The sequence below is a fragment of the Streptomyces sedi genome, from assembly GCF_006335015.1.
Lineage (GTDB): Bacteria > Actinomycetota > Actinomycetes > Streptomycetales > Streptomycetaceae > Streptomyces > Streptomyces sedi.
In genome coordinates this window covers 45,916-63,364 of sequence record NZ_VDGT01000007.1, presented here as the reverse complement: position 1 = coordinate 63,364, position 17,449 = coordinate 45,916, and the positions used below count along the sequence as shown (strand labels likewise).

Annotated in this window: 11 protein-coding genes; 5 read left to right on the top strand and 6 right to left on the bottom strand. The window is 73.5% G+C overall.

Annotation, left to right across the window (positions count from 1 at the left end):
- Window positions 1-17: 17 nt before the first annotated feature.
- Window positions 18-1,703 carry an NAD(P)/FAD-dependent oxidoreductase gene (locus FH715_RS11370; RefSeq protein ID WP_139644011.1) on the bottom strand — a complete coding sequence of 562 codons (1,686 nt, stop codon included), beginning with the start codon at window positions 1,701-1,703 and terminating at the stop codon, window positions 18-20.
- A gap of 357 nt (window positions 1,704-2,060) precedes the next feature.
- Between FH715_RS11370 and FH715_RS11365 the strand changes: the two genes are divergently transcribed.
- The 5 genes from FH715_RS11365 (at window position 2,061) to FH715_RS11345 (ending at window position 12,072) form a co-directional block, all read left to right on the top strand.
- On the top strand, window positions 2,061-6,740 hold the full coding sequence (locus tag FH715_RS11365; protein WP_170184702.1) for a beta-ketoacyl synthase N-terminal-like domain-containing protein: 4,680 nt from the start codon (window positions 2,061-2,063) through the stop codon (window positions 6,738-6,740).
- Window positions 6,737-8,617 (top strand): NAD(P)/FAD-dependent oxidoreductase, encoded by a 1,881-nt coding sequence (locus FH715_RS11360; RefSeq protein ID WP_246108689.1) that lies wholly within the window; start codon window positions 6,737-6,739, stop codon window positions 8,615-8,617. The genes FH715_RS11365 and FH715_RS11360 overlap by 4 nt, the downstream gene beginning before the upstream one ends.
- Window positions 8,618-8,648: 31 nt before the next feature.
- A complete protein-coding gene (locus tag FH715_RS11355; RefSeq protein ID WP_139644006.1) occupies window positions 8,649-10,289 on the top strand; it encodes an NAD(P)/FAD-dependent oxidoreductase in 1,641 nt (546 codons plus the stop codon).
- Window positions 10,290-10,350: 61 nt separating this feature from the next.
- Window positions 10,351-11,610: a cytochrome P450 gene (locus tag FH715_RS11350; protein ID WP_211367557.1), complete on the top strand. Its 1,260-nt coding sequence runs from the start codon at window positions 10,351-10,353 to the stop codon at window positions 11,608-11,610.
- A 63-nt stretch (window positions 11,611-11,673) separates the two neighbouring features.
- Window positions 11,674-12,072, top strand: coding sequence for an SCP2 sterol-binding domain-containing protein (locus tag FH715_RS11345; RefSeq protein ID WP_139644002.1), 399 nt, complete (start codon window positions 11,674-11,676; stop codon window positions 12,070-12,072).
- Between the two features lie 102 nt (window positions 12,073-12,174).
- On the opposite strand, the gene FH715_RS11340 is transcribed toward FH715_RS11345, so the two are convergent.
- From FH715_RS11340 to FH715_RS11320, 5 genes are all read right to left on the bottom strand, one after another.
- Window positions 12,175-12,429, bottom strand: coding sequence for an acyl-CoA carboxylase epsilon subunit (locus tag FH715_RS11340; RefSeq protein ID WP_139643999.1), 255 nt, complete (start codon window positions 12,427-12,429; stop codon window positions 12,175-12,177).
- Window positions 12,426-14,024 carry an acyl-CoA carboxylase subunit beta gene (locus FH715_RS11335; protein WP_170184701.1) on the bottom strand — a complete coding sequence of 533 codons (1,599 nt, stop codon included), beginning with the start codon at window positions 14,022-14,024 and terminating at the stop codon, window positions 12,426-12,428. The genes FH715_RS11340 and FH715_RS11335 overlap by 4 nt, the downstream gene beginning before the upstream one ends.
- A gap of 109 nt (window positions 14,025-14,133) precedes the next feature.
- Window positions 14,134-15,150 (bottom strand): beta-ketoacyl-ACP synthase III, encoded by a 1,017-nt coding sequence (locus FH715_RS11330; RefSeq protein ID WP_139643998.1) that lies wholly within the window; start codon window positions 15,148-15,150, stop codon window positions 14,134-14,136.
- Entirely contained in the window at window positions 15,147-16,919 is a 1,773-nt protein-coding gene (locus FH715_RS11325) for a fatty acyl-AMP ligase (RefSeq protein ID WP_139643996.1), read from the bottom strand. Before FH715_RS11325 ends, FH715_RS11330 begins: the two co-directional genes overlap by 4 nt.
- Before the next feature lie 5 nt (window positions 16,920-16,924).
- Window positions 16,925-17,449 carry a flavin reductase family protein gene (locus tag FH715_RS11320; RefSeq protein ID WP_139643993.1) on the bottom strand — a complete coding sequence of 175 codons (525 nt, stop codon included), beginning with the start codon at window positions 17,447-17,449 and terminating at the stop codon, window positions 16,925-16,927.

The following is a 17,449-nucleotide window of genomic DNA, read 5'->3' as shown; positions in this document are numbered from 1 at the left end:
GGGATTCCTCTCGTGGGTTATCGGGTGAGGCGCTGAAGCACGAGATTGCGCAGTCCGGCGCGTACCAGCGGCCCGACGCCGGGCGGCGCACCCCGGTAGGTCCATCGCACGACCTTCGCGATGACCGGCGGGCGCGGGTAGTAGAAGCGTTCGGCGGGATCGGTGAGTCCGAAGGGCGGGGGTGCGATGCCCGTCGCCGCCAGGTCGTCGAGCAGGCCCAGGCCCGCTCGGGCGCCGTCCGCGGTGCCGGCCGCCACCGCGTCGAGCACGGCGGAGGTCCGGTCCTGGAGCAGCCGGTAGCCCCGGTGGCCGGGGAACGGGTAGCCGGCGAAGGAGCGTTCCTCCCTGTTCCGCAGCGCCTCGTCCGAACCGGTGCGGCGCAGCTCGCCCAGCGCGGTCAGCATCTGGAAGGTGCCGTAGAGCAGTCCCGTCTCCCAGACCCGCAACACCGCCTTCCACAGCAGGTACTCGCCCCGGGCGGCGGCCACCTGGGCGACGAGCGCCTCGTTGCTGTCCAGCAGCGCCTGCCCGACCTCGCCCACGGCGGCGAACCTGCCGGGTGAGAAGTCGTCGTCGCGCAGCGCGGCGAGCAGCCGCCAGGCCAGCGCCCCGACCACCTCCAGGGCGACCACCAACGGCTGGGCCAGGAACGGGTCGACGTGCCCCGCCGAGTCGCCGAGCAGACACCAGCGGTCGCCCAGCATCCGGGCCGACCGGTAGCCCTGCGGACCGGGCGTGGCCGTCAGGGGGCCGGCTCGGCGGGCGCCGCGCAGGTGCGCGGCGATCCCCGGGTAGCGCTCGACGACGGCCCGGAACTCCTCCTCCGGGCCGGCGCCGGACGGCGGCGCCCCGGCGTCCAGGGTGAGTTCGACACCGGTCAGCGGGTTTCTCGCCTTGCGGTGGTTGCCGAACGGCGTCACCGTCAGCACGCCCTCCGCGCACACATGGTGCAGCGGACCGGCGTGCCAGGGCACCGGCGGCTTGAACTCCGCGCCCGGCACGACCTCGTCGAACGGCCGCACGCCCACCAGCTGGCCGTGGATCGCGCGCGAGGCGTGTCGGGGCGCCGGCGCGCCCTCGCGCAGCCCGAACGCGCGGGCCAGTGGCGAGTCGCGGCCCACCGCGTCGACCACGTAGCGGCAGCGCAGCGTGGCACCGTCCGAGGTGGTCAGTTCCACGCCCCCGGGCCCCGTGGCCACTTCGGCCACGGACGGGTGTCGGCGCAGTCCGGCGCCGGAGGCCAGGGCCAGGCGCAGCAGATAGGCGTCCGTCTCCGGCCGGTGGAGGATGGCCTCGGCCGGCGCCGCGTTGGGCGTGGCCAGCTGGTCCACCTCCCGGGGCGACGGCCCCCGCCCCGCGCGGTGGTAGACGAAGCCCAGGCTGCGGGCGACCCCGGCCGAGGGACCCGCGTGCTCTCGCAGCGCGGCGAAGCCGGCCACTCCGGTCAGTCCCGGTACCCGGTAGCGCACGGCGAGTTGACGCAGCAGCAGCGACAGATAGGGAACGGTGACCGCGCCGCGCGCCGAGGGCTCCGGCTCGTCGTCCGTGCCGACCAGCACCACGTCGGCGCCGCGCGCGGCGAGGATCGCGGCCAGCACGCAGGCCGGCAGGCCGGTTCCCAGCACGGCCACGTCGCAGCGCTCGTCCGAGCGCCGCGGCTCGGCCCGCCCACCCGGTGGGCTGGGGTCAACGGAGCCTGCCACCCGATACCTCCTTGAGACGGGAGCGGTTTCCCGGGGACATTAACGGCCACTCGGGCAAGGGGTCTTCCACCGAACTGTTGAATCCGTTTCTCCTCCCTTCTGGCTACTGTCATCACAAAAAGGGAAGCGCGACCGACCGCCGTTCGCCACCTTGGGTGACCTGTTGGTTCATGACTTCGGCTGAGGCATGTACCCGGCTTCTTCAGTACCGTGTGTCCAGGCGACGCCCAGGGAAACCCTGTTATGCCTTTGTCAGCGGGAGGACGCCGAATGACGGCACCAGTAGCAGCCGCCGATACACCGGATTACCGTGCCGAGCTGATAAAGGCTCTGGACACCATATCCACACTCCGTGCGGTGTTGGAGGAACGGGAAAGGGAAACGCGGCAGCCGGTCGCCGTCATCGGAATGGGGTGCCGGTTTCCCGGCGGGGCGGACGACCCGGAGAAGATGTGGCGGGTGCTGCGTGAGGGCGTCGACACCATCGGGCCCTTCCCGCCGGGCCGTTGGGACACCTCCGGCTATTTCGACCCCGATCCCGACGCGCCGGCGAAGGCCTACGTGCTCGACGGCGGGTTCCTCGACCAGCCGGCCGCGTTCGACGCGCAGTTCTTCGGTATCTCGGCCGCCGAGGCCGCCGGCATGGACCCGCAGCAGCGGATGGCCCTGGAGGTCGCCTGGGAAGCGCTGGAGCGCGCCGGCATCCCGCACACGAGCCTGGCCGGCACCAGGACCGGCGTCTATGTGGGCGCCAGCACCAACGACTACGTGCGGCTGCGGCAGCAGTTCGGCACACCTGACAGCGTGGACGCCTACCAGATCCTGGGGGAGTCCAGCTTCATCGCGGGCCGCATCGCGCACACCCTCGGGCTGCGCGGCCCGGCCCAGGTGCTCGACACCGCCTGCTCCTCCTCGCTGCTCGCCGTCCACCAGGCGTGCCAGGCGCTCCGCCAGGGCGAGGTCGACCTCGCCCTGGCGGGCGGAGTCAACGTGCTGCTCTCGCCCTACGGCTTCGTACTGGTCAGCAAGGCCGCCGCGCTGTCGCCCGGGGGTCGTTGCAAGGCGTTCGACGCCTCGGCCGACGGCTACGGCCGGGGCGAGGGCTGCGGCATGGTCGTCCTGAAGCTGCTCTCCGACGCGCTCGCCGACGGGGACCGGATCATGGCCGTGATCCAGGGCTCGGCCGCGGGCCACGACGGCCAGGCGAGCGGCATCTCCGTGCCCAGCGGGGACGCCCAGCAGCAGGTGATCGGGGCCGCGCTGCGGGACGCCGGGGTCGCCCCGGCGCGGGTCGGCTACCTGGAGGCCCACGGCACCGGCACGCCGTTGGGCGACCCCATCGAGCTGCGGGCCGCCGACGCGGTGCTGGGCGCGGCCAGGGACGAGGACCAGTCCCTGCCGGTCGGCTCGGTGAAGACCAACTTCGGCCATCTGGAGGCCGCCGCCGGCGTGGCCGCGCTCTGCAAGGCCATCCTCGTGCTGCGGCACGGCGAGATCCCGCCCAGCCTCCACTTCGACACGCCCAACCCCAACGTCGACTGGGACACGCTCCGGTTGCGCGTTCCCACCGAGCCCACGCCCTGGCCGGCCGGCGAGGGACCGCGCGTCGCCGGCGTCAGCTCCTTCGGGGCCAGCGGCACCAACGTCCATCTCATCGTCACCGAGGCGCCCGCCCCTGCGGACCCGGGCCCGGACGCGGCGCGGGGCGCGGAGCGGCAGGCGCGGCCGGAAGCCGCGTTGGTGCCCGTCTCGGCCCGTTCCGAGGCCGCGCTGCGCGCCCTCGCCGGACGCTGGGCGGACCACCTGGACGCCCGGCCCCAGCTGCCGTTGGCCGCCGTCGCCGCCGAGGCCGGCAGCCGACGCGGCCACCACCGGGTGCGCGCCGCCGTGGCCGCGACGGACACCGCGCGGGCCGCCGCCGGGCTCCGTGCCCTGGCCGACGGCTCGCCGGAGGCCGTGATCCGCAGGGCCGCCCCGCGCCACCGGGTGCGCGTCGCCTTTCTCTTCAGCGGCCAGGGCAGCCAGTACGCGGGGATGGGCGCGGAGCTGTACCGCACCGAGCCCGTCTTCCGCGAGGCGCTCGACCGGTGCGCGGAGCGCCTCGCCCCGCACCTGGACCGGCCGTTGGTCGACGTACTGCACCCCGCCGGCGGTGTCGGCGACGCGCTCGGCCGCACCGCCTGGACCCAGCCCGCGCTCTTCGCGGTCGAGTACGCCCTCGCCGAGCTGTGGCGCTCCTGGGGCATCACCCCCGGCGCGGTGCTGGGACACAGCGTCGGCGAGTACACCGCGGCCTGCGTGGCCGGCGTGCTCTCGTTCGAGGACGCGCTGGAACTGGTCGTCGCCCGGGGCCGGTTGATGGAGACCGTCTCCGAGGCCGGCGCCATGGTCTCGGTGCCGCTGTCCGAGGAGGAGGCGCGCGAGGCGATCGGTGGCCGTGCCGACCGGGTGGCCGTCGCCGCCGTCAACGGCGACGAGGCCACCGTGCTCTCCGGCGCGGCAGCGCGACTCGACGAGATCGTCGAGGAGTTGGCCGCCCGAGGGCTCACGGCCAGGCGGCTGGACGTCTCGCACGCCTTCCACTCGCCGCTGTTGGACCCGGTGCTTCCCGAACTCGACAGAATCGCGGCGCGGTTCACCCATGCGGCACCGCGCGTTCCGCTGGTCTCCAACCTCACGGGGGAGATCGCCGAGGACACGCTGCTGGCCCAACCCGACTACTGGTCCCGGCACGCCAGGGGCACCGTGCGCTTCCACCAGGGCGTGCGCGCGCTGGGCGCGGCAGGGATCACCGCCTTCGTCGAGGTCGGCCCCGGGCGCGGCCTGCTGGGGCTCGGCAGCCGGGCGCTGCCGGACTCCGACCTGCTGTGGGTCCCCTCGCTGCGTCGGAGCCGCCCCGAGGCCGTCGAGATCCGCGGGGGCCTCGGCGACCTCTACACCCGGGGCGCCCCGGTGCGCTGGGACCGGCTGGCCCCGACGCGTGGCGTCCCCCACGCGGGGCTGCCCACCTACCCGTTCCAGCGCGCCGAGTTCGGCTTCCCCGCGGTCGCCGGTGCGGGGCCGGCCGCCCCGACCGAGCAGGCGGCCGAGCCGCGCCCCTCCGACGCGACCCGCTACCTGGTGGAGTGGAACGAGACTCCCCCCGCCCCCCAGCCGACCCTCGCTCCCGGCCGCACCCTGCTGCTGGCCGACGCGGGCGGCACCGCCGAGCGGCTCGCGCGGCGGCTGGCGGCTCACGGCGAGGAGTGCCATCTCGCCTATGCCGCGGGGGACTCCGCGGACGCTCCGGCCGGTCCCGACGGCGCTGACGAGGCGGGCCTCGTGCACCGCGTGGCGCCGGCCGACCCGGTCGCGCTGAGCACCCTGTTGGCCCGCGTCGGACCGCTCGACCGGGTGGTCCACCTGTGGAGCCTGGACGCCCCGGACGCCTCCGGCGCCACCGCGGCCGACATCGCCGCCGAGCCGGTGCGCGGAGCGGAGACCGTCACCCACCTGCTGCGGGAGCTGGCACGGTCGGCCGGAGGGGCCCGGCTCTGGCTGGTCACCCGCCAGGCCCAGGCCACCGGCCCCGACGACCCCGTCGACGGGGTCGTCGGGGCCCCGCTGCTGGGACTCGGCAAGGTGATGGCCCTGGAGCACGCCGAGGTGTGGGGCGGCGCCGTCGACCTCGGCGGGGCGGCCGGCGACGCGGAGCCGGAACTGGACGCCCTCGCCGCCGAACTCGCCCGCGTCGCCGACCCGGAGGGCGAGGACGACGTGGTCGCGCTGCGCGGCACGGTGCGCAGGGTGCCGCGTCTGGTCCCCGACACGCGGGCGGGCGAGACGGATCCGGCGCCGCCGGTCCGGCCCGACGCGAGCTATCTGATCACCGGCGGGCTCGGCGGCCTGGGGCTGACCATCGCCGGCTGGCTCGTCGACCACGGCGCGCGCCACCTCGTGCTCACCGGCAGGGGAGGGCTCCCCGAGCCCTCCGACGGTGACGTCCGGACGTTGCCGGCGGCCGTCCGTGACCGGCTGCTCGCGGTGTGGGCGCTGCGGGACCGCGGCGTCACGGTGACGGTGGCCGCTGCCGACGTGAGCGACTCCGAGGCGATGGCCTCACTGGTGGCGCGCGTCACCTCGGGCGAGGTGCCGCTGCGGGGCGTGGTGCACGCCGCCGGCCTCGCCGGGGCCGAACTCCTCTCGGAGCTGTCGCCCGAGACCCTCCACGAGGTGCTCCGCCCGAAGGTCACCGGCGCCTGGCTGCTGCACTCGCTGCTCGGCGACACCCCGCTGGACTTCTTCCTGGGCATGTCGTCCATCGCCTCGGTCTGGGGCTCTGCCCATCTGGGCGCCTACGCCGCGGCGAACCAGTTCCTCGACGCCCTCGCCGCCCACCGGCGGGCACGCGGCCGGGCCGGACTCAGCGTCAACTGGGGCCCCTGGCGCGTGACCAGCGGCCTCGGCGGTGACGAACTCCTCGGCCGGCTGGAGGCCAACGGGCTGCGGGCCCTGCCGGCCGAAACCGGGCTGCGGCACCTGGGGGAGCTGCTGGCCTCGCCCGAGGTCGTCCAGGCCGTGGTCTCCGGCGTCGACTGGCCCACGCTCAAGCCGCTGTTGGAGACCAGGCGCCGCCGTCCCCTGCTCGCCGGGATCAGCGACCAGGCGCCGGTGACCGGGGACGCGGCCGAGCCGACCCCCGAGCTGGACGCCCTGCTCGCCCTCGCGGCCGAGGACCGCACCACCGCCGCGGACGTGTATGTGCGCGGTCGGCTGGCGGGACAACTCGGTGTGCCCCAGGAGGAGATCACCGACGAGATCAGCCTGCTGGAGATGGGGCTCGACTCGCTCGGGGTGATGCAGCTGATCGGGCGCTTCCGGCGCGAACTGCGGCTGAGCCTCCAGGCACGCCCCTTCTTCGAGGAACCGGCCATCCACTGGGCCCGGATGCTGGCCGACGAGATCACCGCACAACACGTCGATGCCGGGGCGCCCGTGCGTGCGTCCGGGGACGTGGACGAGTACCGAGACCAGCAGGAAGAGGGAGACGGCCAGTGAAAGAGCAGCCGCGACAGGAACCGACCACACCGGCCCCCAGGCCACCGTCCGGGAAGTCGAGGTCCGCGGGGCGGGCGGGCACTCCGGCGGGGAAGCGACCGGAGGGAGCGGCGCCGAAGGCCGGTGACGGCCCGTCGACGGCCCAGAAGTCCGCGGACGCCTCCGCGGCCGGTACCGAGGGCGGGGGGAACCGGGCGGAGGCACCCGCGCCCGCCGCCGGGCCGCGCCCCGCCGGCGGGCCGAAGGCGCCCCGCTACGACGTCGCCATCCTCGGCGCGGGCATCGCCGGCTCCGTGCTCGCCGCCGTGCTGGCCCGCAACGGCGCCAGGGTGCTGCTGATCGACGCCGGCACACACCCGAGGTTCGCCATCGGCGAGTCCACCATCCCCTACACCTCCGTCCTGACCAAGGTGGTCGGCGACCGCTACGGCGTGCCGGAGCTGAAGAACCTGGCCAGCTTCCAGTCGGTGCGGCGGAACGTCACCCGTTCCTGCGGCGTCAAGCGGAACTTCGGCTTCGTCTACCAGCGCGAGGGGATGCCCCAACGACCGGACGAGATCAACCAGTTCGTCATCCCCAAGATGCTGCACACGGAGAACCACTTCTTCCGGCAGGACATCGACGCCTACATGGTCCGCGTCGCCGTCCTCTACGGGGCCACGCTGATGCAGCGCACCATGGTCGAGCACGTCGACATCGACGACAGCGGGGTGCGGCTGGGCACCGCCGCCGGAGACGAGCTGCTCGCCCGTTACGTGGTGGACGCCAGCGGACACCGCTCGCCCGTCGCGACCAAGTTCGGGCTGCGCGAGGAGCCCACGCGCTTCAAGCACCACTCCCGTTCCCTCTTCACCCACATGGTGGGCGTGCGGCCCTACGACGACGTGATGACCCCACGCTCCGCGTACGGCAACCCCAGTCCCTGGCACCAGGGCACGCTGCACCACGTCTTCGACGGCGGCTGGCTGTGGGTGATCCCCTTCGACAACGAGTCCGAGGGCACCAACCCGCTGTGCAGCGTGGGCCTGACCCTGGACCCCAGGCGGTACCCCAAAACGCTGCCGCCCGCAGCGGAGTTCGACGCGTTCCTGCGCCGGTTCCCCGACATCGCGCCGCAGTTCGCCGACGCCCGGCCGGTGCGGAACTGGGTCTCCACCGGCCGTCTCCAGTACTCCGCCGCCTCCACCGTCGGCGACCGCTACTGCGTCACCGCCCACGCGGCCGGCTTCATCGACGCCCTGTACTCGCGCGGCCTGACCAACACCCTGGAGGTCATCAACGTCCTCGCCTGGCGGCTGCTGGACGCGGTGCGCGACGACGACTTCTCGCGCGAGCGGTTCTCCTTCGTCGAGGAGTTGGAGCAGGCGCTGCTCAACGCCAACGACGACCTGGTCAACAACTCGTTCATCGCCTTCCGCGACTACGACATGTGGAACGCGGTCTTCCGGGTCTGGGCCATCTCCACCGTGCTCGGCACCTTCCACCTCCAGGGCGCCTACGACACGCTGCGCCGGACCGGCAGCGACCGGGCGCTGCGCGACCTGGAGAGCGCCGAGTTCCTCGGCTCCCCGTTCCCCACCCACCGGGGATGCAACCAACTGCTGCGTACGTCGACGGAGTTGTGCCTGGCGGTGGAGGCCGGGGAGGCCAAGCCCGGTGACGTGGCCGCCGAACTGTTCGGCGCGTTGCGCGGTGCCGACTTCATACCGCCGCCGCTCGGTCTCGACCAGCCGCGGAACCACTTCTTCAACGCCACGCCGCCCCGGATGCTCCGCACCCTGAAGTGGGCGCGCACCAAGGCGCCGGCGGACATCTCCGCGACCGTCACGAAGGCGATCGGCGGCTTCGCCCGCGAGCACCTCAGCCGTGGCGCCTGACCGCAACCGACCCGACGCGAGGGAGCACGCCATGCGATCGACCATCGACCCGGGCGCCGACCACCAGGTCGCCGTCATCGGCACCGGGGTCACCGGCGCCATGCTCGGCGCCGTGCTGGCGAGGAACGGCGTCCGGGTCCTCCTCCTCGGCCCGGACGAGCACCCCCGGCACGAGCCGGGCGAACTGACCCTGCCCTGCACGTCCTTCCTGTACGAGCTGATCGCCGCCCGCTACCGGGTGCCGGAGATCGCGTTCCTCGCCTTTGCCGACAAGGTGCGCGAGGAGATCTCGGGGGCGGGCGGGGTGCACCGCACCTTCGGGTTCGCCCACCACACCGAGGGGCGGGCCCACCGCCGCTACGAATCGCTCCAGTTCAACGTGCCGTCCGAGCACGGCGAGAGCCATCTCTACCGGCCGGACGTGGACGCCTGGCTGCTGGCCCTCGCGGTCCGGCACGGTGCCGAGGTCAGGCAGCGGGTCCGGGTGGAGAAGGCCATTCCCGAGGACGGCGGCGTCCGCCTGGTCACCGCGGCGGGCGAGGAGATCACGGCCGCCTGCGTCGTGGACACCTCAGGTCCGGGCTCCGCGGTCGCCCAGGCGCTGGGCGGCACCGTGGAACGCGCGGGCGGCACGACCCGGGTGCTGAGCGCCCACGCGGTCGGTGTCCGCCCGTTCGACGAGGTCAGTCCGCACCTGGACGGCTCGCCGCCCTGGCACGAGGGCACGCTGCACCACGTCTTCGACGGCGGGGTGCTGGCGGTCAGCCACTTCGGGAACGCGGGGAAGACCCTCGAACGCACCGCGCTGACCAGCGTCTGTCTCACGCTCACCGGCGAGGGGACGCCGGCAGGCGACGGCGGTTGGGCGGAGATCCGCTCGCATCTGGAGCGTTTTCCCTCCCTGGCCGCCCAGTTCGCCGAGGCCAGGCCGCTGGTCACCTGGGCGGACGAGCAGCCCGAGTGGCACGCGACGGTGACCGCCGGCGACCGGATGCTGCTGTTGGACCGGGCGGCACTCGGCGGGTCCCCGTTGCTCGGCCGCGACCTCTACGTCTCCGCTCAGCTGGTGCACACGGCCGCCGCCGACCTGCTGGGGGCCGCGCGCGACGGCGACTTCGGCGTCGGCCGCTTCCGCTATCTCCAGGCTCTCCAGCACGGGATGGCGGCCCGGCAGCGGCGGCTGACGGCGGCCGTCCACGCGGCCGGCGGCCAGTTCCCGCTGTGGAACGCGATGGGCCGGGTGTGGTTGCTGGGCACCATGCTGGACGCGCTCACCCTCAAACGGGGGCTGAAGCTGCTGAACGCCGGGCAGATCGAGCAGGCGTCGGCCGCGTTGCGCACCCGCGCCCCCGAAACCGGGGCCTGCCACCAGACGCTCACCGAGTACGAGGAACTGCTCGACTGGACGCTCGCCGAGTGCGAGCTGGTCCGTTCCGGTGAGGCGACCTCCCGCCAGGCCTCCGACCGGATCTTCCAACGGCTCCGCAGGGAACGGATCGCGCCGCCGATCTACGGCTTCGGCGAACCGGACGACCTCGACTACGGCCTCAGCCTCCGACGCCGGCTGCGCACGCTGCGCTGGGTCCGCAAGGACGCCGCACCCGCCGTGCGCCGCCTGGTGCGGTCCTACGGCGTGCGCGGCGGAGGCGGGGGAGGCATCGAGGACGACTGACCCGCCACCGACCCCCGCGCCCCCACCACCGCCCACACACAACGAGATTGGGGAACCCCTCGTGACCGTGACGCCCACCGGCACCGGTGCGCACGACGCAGCCCGCACCGAGGAGGCCGACGCCATCCTGGCGCAGCTGCTCCTCACCCCCGAGTCCTACGCCGACCCCTACCCCCTCCAGCGCCAGCTGCGGGAACTCGCCCCGGTCTACCGGAGCCAGATGGGCTTCTGGATCGTCTCCCGCTACGAGGACGTCAACAGCGTCCTGCGCAGCCCGCGCATCGGCCGGGACATCCACAAGTTCATGGCCGGCCGCTTCGGCGGCGAGTGGGAGGACCACCCCGCGCTACGGCGGCTGAAGTCCACCATGCTGTGGTCCAACGGCGAGGACCACCGCCGGCTGCGGAAGCTGGTCAGCCACGCCTTCACCCCCCGCAGGGTGCACGAGATGCACTCCTCGATCGAGGGGTTCACCGCCGAGATGCTCGACCCGATCGCCGAGCGGGGGGAGGGCGACCTGCTCAACGAGTTCGCCTTCCCGCTGCCGCTGCTGGTCGTCGCCACCATGCTGGGCGTACCCCGCGACGAGGCGCCCGCGCTGCGTGAGCCGATCGAGCAGTTCCTGAAGACCTTCGAACTCGGCATGACCGCGGACGACCTGCTGGAGGCCGACGAGGGCACCGAGCAGACCCAGGAGTACTTCACCCGGCTCATCGAGGAGCGTCGCGCCAACCCGCGGGACGACATGCTGACCGACCTCATCGCCGCGGAGGAGGAGGGCGGGAAGCTCAGCTTCGACGAGCTGATGGCCTTCTGCAACGCGGTGATAGCCGCCGGCTTCGAGACCACGACGAGCGCCATCAGCAGCGTCGTCTGGTACCTGTGGCGCGACCCCGAGGTGCTGGCCGCCATCACCGAGGACCGCAAGCTGATCCCCGGCGCCGTGGAGGAGGTGCTGCGGATGGAGCCGCCCGCAGGCCTCTCGCCGCGGATGACCTTCGAGCCGGTCGAGTACGGCGGTGTCACCATCCCCGAGGGCGAGGTGCTGATCGCGATGCTCTCCAGCGCCAACCGCGACCCCGAGCGCTTCCCCGACCCGGACCGCTTCGACATCCGGCGCACCGACAACGCGCATCTGTCGTTCAGCGCCGGCATCCACCACTGCCTGGGCGTGTCGCTCGCCAAGATGGAGCTGGAGATCGTGGTCAACGCGCTGCTCGACCGTTTCTCCGCGATCGAGTTCCTGGAGCAGCCCGTCTTCCGGCCTCGGATGACGCTGCGCAGCATGGAGTCGCTGCGCGTCCGGCTCATCGCGCGCTAGGCGTTCCCCCACCCCGTCGGGACCCGATGGACGGCCCCGCGAACCGAAGAGAAGGAGCCTGCCTTGAGCAAGATCGCCTACCTGTCCGACGAGTTCTTCGCCCAGGTCGAGGAGCGTGGCAGGGAACTGCCGCACCGCGGCCAGCCCACGCTGACCGCCCAGTACGTGGTCAACCAGCTGCCCGAGGGCAGGGAGGAGGTCCACTACTTCCTGGAGTTCGACGAGGGGCAGATCAAGCGGGCCAGGCGCGGCGACGCGGAGGACGCCGCGTTCGTCATCACCATCAGCTACGCCAACAGCGTCAAGCTCCAGACGGGGAAGCTCTCGCCGCCCGTCGCCTTCACCACCGGCAAGATGCGGGCCAAGGGCAACATGGGCAAGCTGATGGGCATGATCCCGCTCGTGCAGTCGAAGGAGTACCAGGCGCTCTTCGCCGAGATGCGGGAGATCACCGAGTTCTGAGCGGCATTCCCCGCCGGACGCGCGCGAGACAGGAGAGGGCCCCGCCGACCGCTCGGCGGGGCCCTCTCCTGTCTCGCGCGTGCGGTACGGGGAGAGGAGGCGCTACCGCCAACCCGCCCGCGGCGGCCGGCGCGTCATGCGCGCGGCCGGCGCGGACCAGCGCCGGGCGCCGGGCGCCGCGCCCCGTTCCCCGGACCGCCGGTCGGCCGCTGCCAGTACCGCCAGCACGGCGGTGACGGCGGCGGCCAGTTCGTCCTCGGCCGGATTGCCCCGGACCACGCGGATACCGCGGTCGTCCCCGGCCGCGGGCCGCGCCGGCCGGGTGCCGGCCGGGTGCCCGCCCACCACCCCGCTCACAGCGGGATGTTCCCGTGCTTGCGCGGCAGCCGTTCCTGCCGCTTCTCCCGCAGGGCCTCCAGCGAGGAGGCCACGCGCGCCCGCGTCTCGTGCGGCATGATCACCGCGTCGACATAGCCGCGCTCGGCCGCGACATAGGGCGTGCAGAGCGTCTCCTCGTACGTCGTCCGCAGCCGCACCCGCTCGGCCTCCGGGTCCTCGGCCCGCTCGATCTCCCTGCGGTGGATCACGTTGACCGCGCCCTCGCCGCCCATGACCGCGATCTCCGCGGTGGGCCACGCCAGGTTGATGTCGATGCCCAGGTGCTTGGACCCCATCACGCCGTAGCCGCCGCCGTACGCCTTCCGCGTGATCACCGTGACCATCGGCACGGTCGCCTCGCAGTAGGCGTAGATGAGCTTGGCGCCCTTCCGTATGATGCCGCCGCTCTCCTGCGCCATCGAGGTGAGGAACCCCGGCACGTCGACGAAGGTCAGCACCGGCAACTCGAACGCGTCGCAGAGCCTGATGAAGCGGGCCGCCTTCTCGCTGGCGTCGATGTCCAGCGCGCCGGCGGCGTGCAGCGGCTGGTTGGCCACCACCCCGACGCTGCGGCCCTCGACCCGGGCGAAGCCGCAGATGATGTTCGGCGCGAACAGCGGCTGCACCTCGACCAGTTCGCCGTCGTCGACCACGGTGTGCACGACCCGCGCCATGTCGTAGGGCTGGTTGCGCCGGTCCGGGATCAGGGTGTCCAACGCGCGGTCGGCCTCGGTGGTCTCCTCCCGCTCCAGCCCCGCCCGGGCCGCGTAGGCCGGCGGTTCCGACATGTTGTTCGACGGCAGGTGGCCGAGCACCAGGCGGACGTAGTCGAACGCGTCCTTCTCGTCCTGCGCCAGGTAGTGCGCGGCGCCGCTGATCGTGTTGTGTCGCCGCGCGCCGCCGAGTTGCTCGCGGTCGACCGTCTCGCCGGTGACCGCGCGCAGCACCTCGGGCCCGGTGACGAACATGTGGGAGATCTCGTCGACCATCACCACGAGGTCAGTGATGGCCGGGGCGTAGACGGCGCCGCCGGCGCACGGCCCGGTGATCAGCGAGATCTGCGGGATCACCCCGGAGGCGGCGACATGGCGCTTCACCAGCTCCGCGTAATACGCCAGCGACACCACTCCCTCCTGGATACGCGCGCCGCCCGAGTCGTTGATGCCGATAATGGGCACGCCGGTGCGCAGCGCCAGGTCCATCACCTTGATGATCTTCTCGCCGAAGACCTCTCCCAGCGCGCCGCCCAGCACGGTGAAGTCCTGCGCGAAGACGCAGACCCGACGGCCGTCGACCGTGCCGTAACCCGTCACCACGCCGTCCCCGTAGGGGCGTTGCCGCTCCATGCCGAAGTCGTGGCAGCGGTGCCTGGCCAACGCGTCCAGCTCCACGAAGGAGCCGGGGTCCAGCAGCGCCTCGATCCTCTCCCGCGCGGTCAGCTTGCCCTTGGCGTGCTGCCGCGCCGCCCGTTCGGGCCCCGACTGTTCCGCCAGCACCGCCCTGCGCTCGGCCAGTTCGGCCAGTCGCAGGGCGGTGCGGCCTCCGGCGTCGTCCGCCGTCAGCTCTGTCGACACGGTCCCACTCCTCTCCTGGGGTGCACCGCGTGCACCGCGTACTCCTGGCACCTCGCCCGTCGACGCCGTCCCGGTCCCCGGCGCGGCCGGGGACCGGCGGGTCGGCACGTCACGGCAGCTCCACCACCTGCGCCGCGTACACCAGCCCGGCTCCGAAACCGACCAGCAACGCCTTCCCTCCGCTGGGGAGTTCGCCCCGGCTGGCCAGGCTGTCCATGGCCAGCGGGATCGAGGCGGCCGAGGTGTTGGCCGAGGTCACCACGTCCCTGGCCACCACCACGTGCGGCGGCAGCCCCAGGCTGCGGGCGACCGCGTCGATGATCCGGGCGTTGGCCTGGTGCGGTATGAACGCCGCCAGGTCGCCGGGTTCGAGTCCCGCGGCCTCCAGCGCCCTCCGGGCGATGCCCGGCACGCTGCCGGTCGCCCAGCGGAAGACCTCGGGCCCCGCCATGCGCAGCGCGGGCCAGGGGGCCGGCCGGTCCCTGGCCTCCAGCCAGGAGCGGTCATGGGCGATCATCCGATGCCGGTCGCCCTCCGCCCCCCAGACCGGCGGGCCGATCCCGGGGCGGTCCGAGGGCCCGAGCACCACCGCGCCCGCGCCGTCCCCGAACAGGAAGGCGGTGCCCCGGTCGGTGGGATCGACGATGTCGCTCATCTTCTCCGCGCCGATCACCACCACGTGCCGGGCGGCGCCGGAGCGCACCAGGGCGTCGCCCAGCGCGAGCACGTAGCAGAACCCGGCGCAGGCCGCTCCCACGTCGGCCGCCCCGGCCGTCCCGGCGCCGATGAGGTGCGCGATCCTCGGCGCGGCGGCCGGCGCCTGCTCCAGGTGCGACATCGACGCCACCAGTACCGCGTCCACCGCTTCGGGAGCGATCCCGGCGGCGGCCAGTGCCTTGACCGCGGACTCCGAGGCCATCGACACCACGGTCTCGTCCGGGCCGGCGAAGCGGCGGCTGGCGATGCCGCTTCGCCGCCGGATCCACTCGTCCGAGGAGTCGATGGGGCCGGCCACCTGTGCGTTGTCCACCACGGTGCTCGGCCGGTAGGTCCCCAGGCCCAGGATGCGGGCCCCGTCGACGGCCGGCGCGGTGCGCAGCCGGGTGGGTGCGGGCAGGATCGTCATCTGCCGCCCCCGATCCCGGCGGGACTCCACGCGTCCTCCAGGTATCTGGCCCGGCACGCCCTGCGCTGCACCTTGCCGCTGGAGGTCTTGGGGAGCGCCCCGCGGCGCACCACGACCACCTCGTCCACGGGGAGCCGCTGCCCCTCGTGCACGGCCAGGCGCACCCGCTCGCGCAGCGCCTCCGGGGCGCAGTCCCGCAGCACCCGTCCGTCGGCCTCGACCACCACGACCAGCCGCTCGCTCGTCCCGTCGTCGACGGAGAACGCGGCGACGCTGTTCGGGTGCAGGCCCTCGTGGGACCGTTCCGCCGACAACTCGATGTCCTGGGGGTAGAAGTTGCGGCCCTTGCGGATGATCACGTCCTTCAGCCGTCCGGTGAGAAACAGCTCGCCCCGGCGCAGGAACCCGAGGTCCCCGGTCCGCAGAAACGTTCCGGCCTTCGGTTCCCCGACGATCCGGGCGCGGAAGACCTCCCGCGACTCCTCCGGCCTGCCGTGGTAACCGCTCGCCACACAGGGGCCGTTGATCCAGACCTCGCCGACCGTGCCGTCGGGCACCCCCCAGCCGCTGGCCGGGTCCACGACGCGCAGCCGCGTCTCGCCGACCGGCACGCCGGCGCCGACCAGCGGCACCGCGCCCCCGCCCGGCCCCCGGCGCGTCTCCACCCGGTTCTCGCGCAGCGCGTCGTCGTCCAGCCAGATCACGGTCGGCTCGTCCTCCTGCCGACTGCCCGTGGCCTTGAGGGTGTTCTCGGCGAGCCCGTAGCCCGGGCACATGGCGCGGCCGGCGAACCCGAAGGGGGCGAACGTCCGGACGAACTCGTCGACGACCGACCAGCGCACCGGTTCCGCCCCGTTGGCCGCCACCCGCCACGAGGACAGGTCGACCCCGGGCGCCGCCCCCTGCTGTCGGGCTTCCCGCACGCACAGCTCGTAGGCGAAGCTGGGTGCGGCGGAGTGCGTGCCGCGGTAACGGGAGATCGCCTCCAGCCAGCGGCCGGGGCGGCGGACGAACGCGGCGGGCGCCATCAGGTAGGACGGCGCGCCCGCCCACAACGGCAGCACCACCCCGAACATCATCCCCATGTCGTGGAAGTGCGGCAGCCAGGAGACCAGGACGCCGTCCGGCGCGCACGGCCAGAGCCCGTCCGTCTCCAGCACGTTGGCGCGGAAGTTGGCGTGGGTGACCTCCACCCCCTTGGGGTCGCCGGTGGAGCCCGAGGTGTACTGGAGCAGCGCCACGGCATCCGGGTCGATCGCCGTCGGCGGTGCGGCCGGCCGCGCGGCGGGCGCCTCGTCCGTGGCTACCAGGCGAAGCCCGGCGAGGAACGGCGAGTCGCCGAACCTGGCCAGCAACTCGTCCCGTACCTCCGCGACCGTCAGCACCAGACTGGTGCCGGCGTCGTCCGCGATCCGGCGGATCCGCTCCAGCCCGCGCTCCCTGGTCGGCACCGGCACCGGGGCGCCGGCCACGCCCGCGTACATGCAGCCCAGCAGGGCACGGACGAACTCCACCCCGGCCGGGTACATCAGCAGCGCGCTGCTCCCGCGGCCGGCATGGTCGCCGAGCAGGCCGGCCCGGGAGCGGGCGGCCAGGTCCAGTTGGCGGTAGGTCGTGCTGTCGGCGGGACGTTCGCCGTCGGCCAGGAAGACATAGGCGGTGTCGTCCGGCCGCTCCCGGGCGCGCAGCAGCAGCGCTTCGGGGAGGCTGTCCGCCTCCACCACGCGCCGGCGCACGGCTGGGTCCGGTGGTGTGCCGAGGGTCGTCATGAAGGTCAGCTCCCGGTGGCGAGTTCGGTCAGCGCGCCGCGGTGGAAGGCGAGCGGCGCGGCGCCCTTGTCCCCGGCCAGGCTCACCACCTCACCCAGCACGATCTGGTGGTCGCCGCCGCCGAACTCCTCGGCGACCTTGCACTCAAGATGGCCGACGGCGCCGTCCAGCACGGGCGCCCCGGTGGCCCCCGCGGTGGCGGGGGCGGTCTCGAACCCGTTGGGTCCTGGACGGGCGAACGAGTGGGCCACCTGGCCCTGTTCACGGCTGAGGATGCTGACCGCGAAGACCCCGGAGTCCCGGATGGCGCGCAGCAGCCCGGAGTCGTGGCGCAGGCAGAACAGCACCAGCGGCGGGTCGAGCGAGACGGAGGTGAAGGAGTTCACCGTGGCGCCCACCCGGCGGTCCCCGGTCGCGCTGGTGACCACCGTCACCCCGGTGGCGAAGAGCCCGCACACCTCCCGCATGGTGGTCGGAGCCGGCGACGAGGCGCCGTACGCCGTGGGCGGCCTGGAAGTCGTTGCGTCCAT

Coding starts and splice junctions, on each gene's coding strand:
- FH715_RS11355 (WP_139644006.1), top strand. CDS start 8,649: ATGCGATCGACCATCGACCCGGGCGCCGACCACCAGGTCGCCGTCATC.
- FH715_RS11325 (WP_139643996.1), bottom strand. CDS start 16,919: ATGACGACCCTCGGCACACCACCGGACCCAGCCGTGCGCCGGCGCGTG.
- FH715_RS11330 (WP_139643998.1), bottom strand. CDS start 15,150: ATGACGATCCTGCCCGCACCCACCCGGCTGCGCACCGCGCCGGCCGTC.
- FH715_RS11320 (WP_139643993.1), bottom strand. CDS start 17,449: ATGGACGCAACGACTTCCAGGCCGCCCACGGCGTACGGCGCCTCGTCG.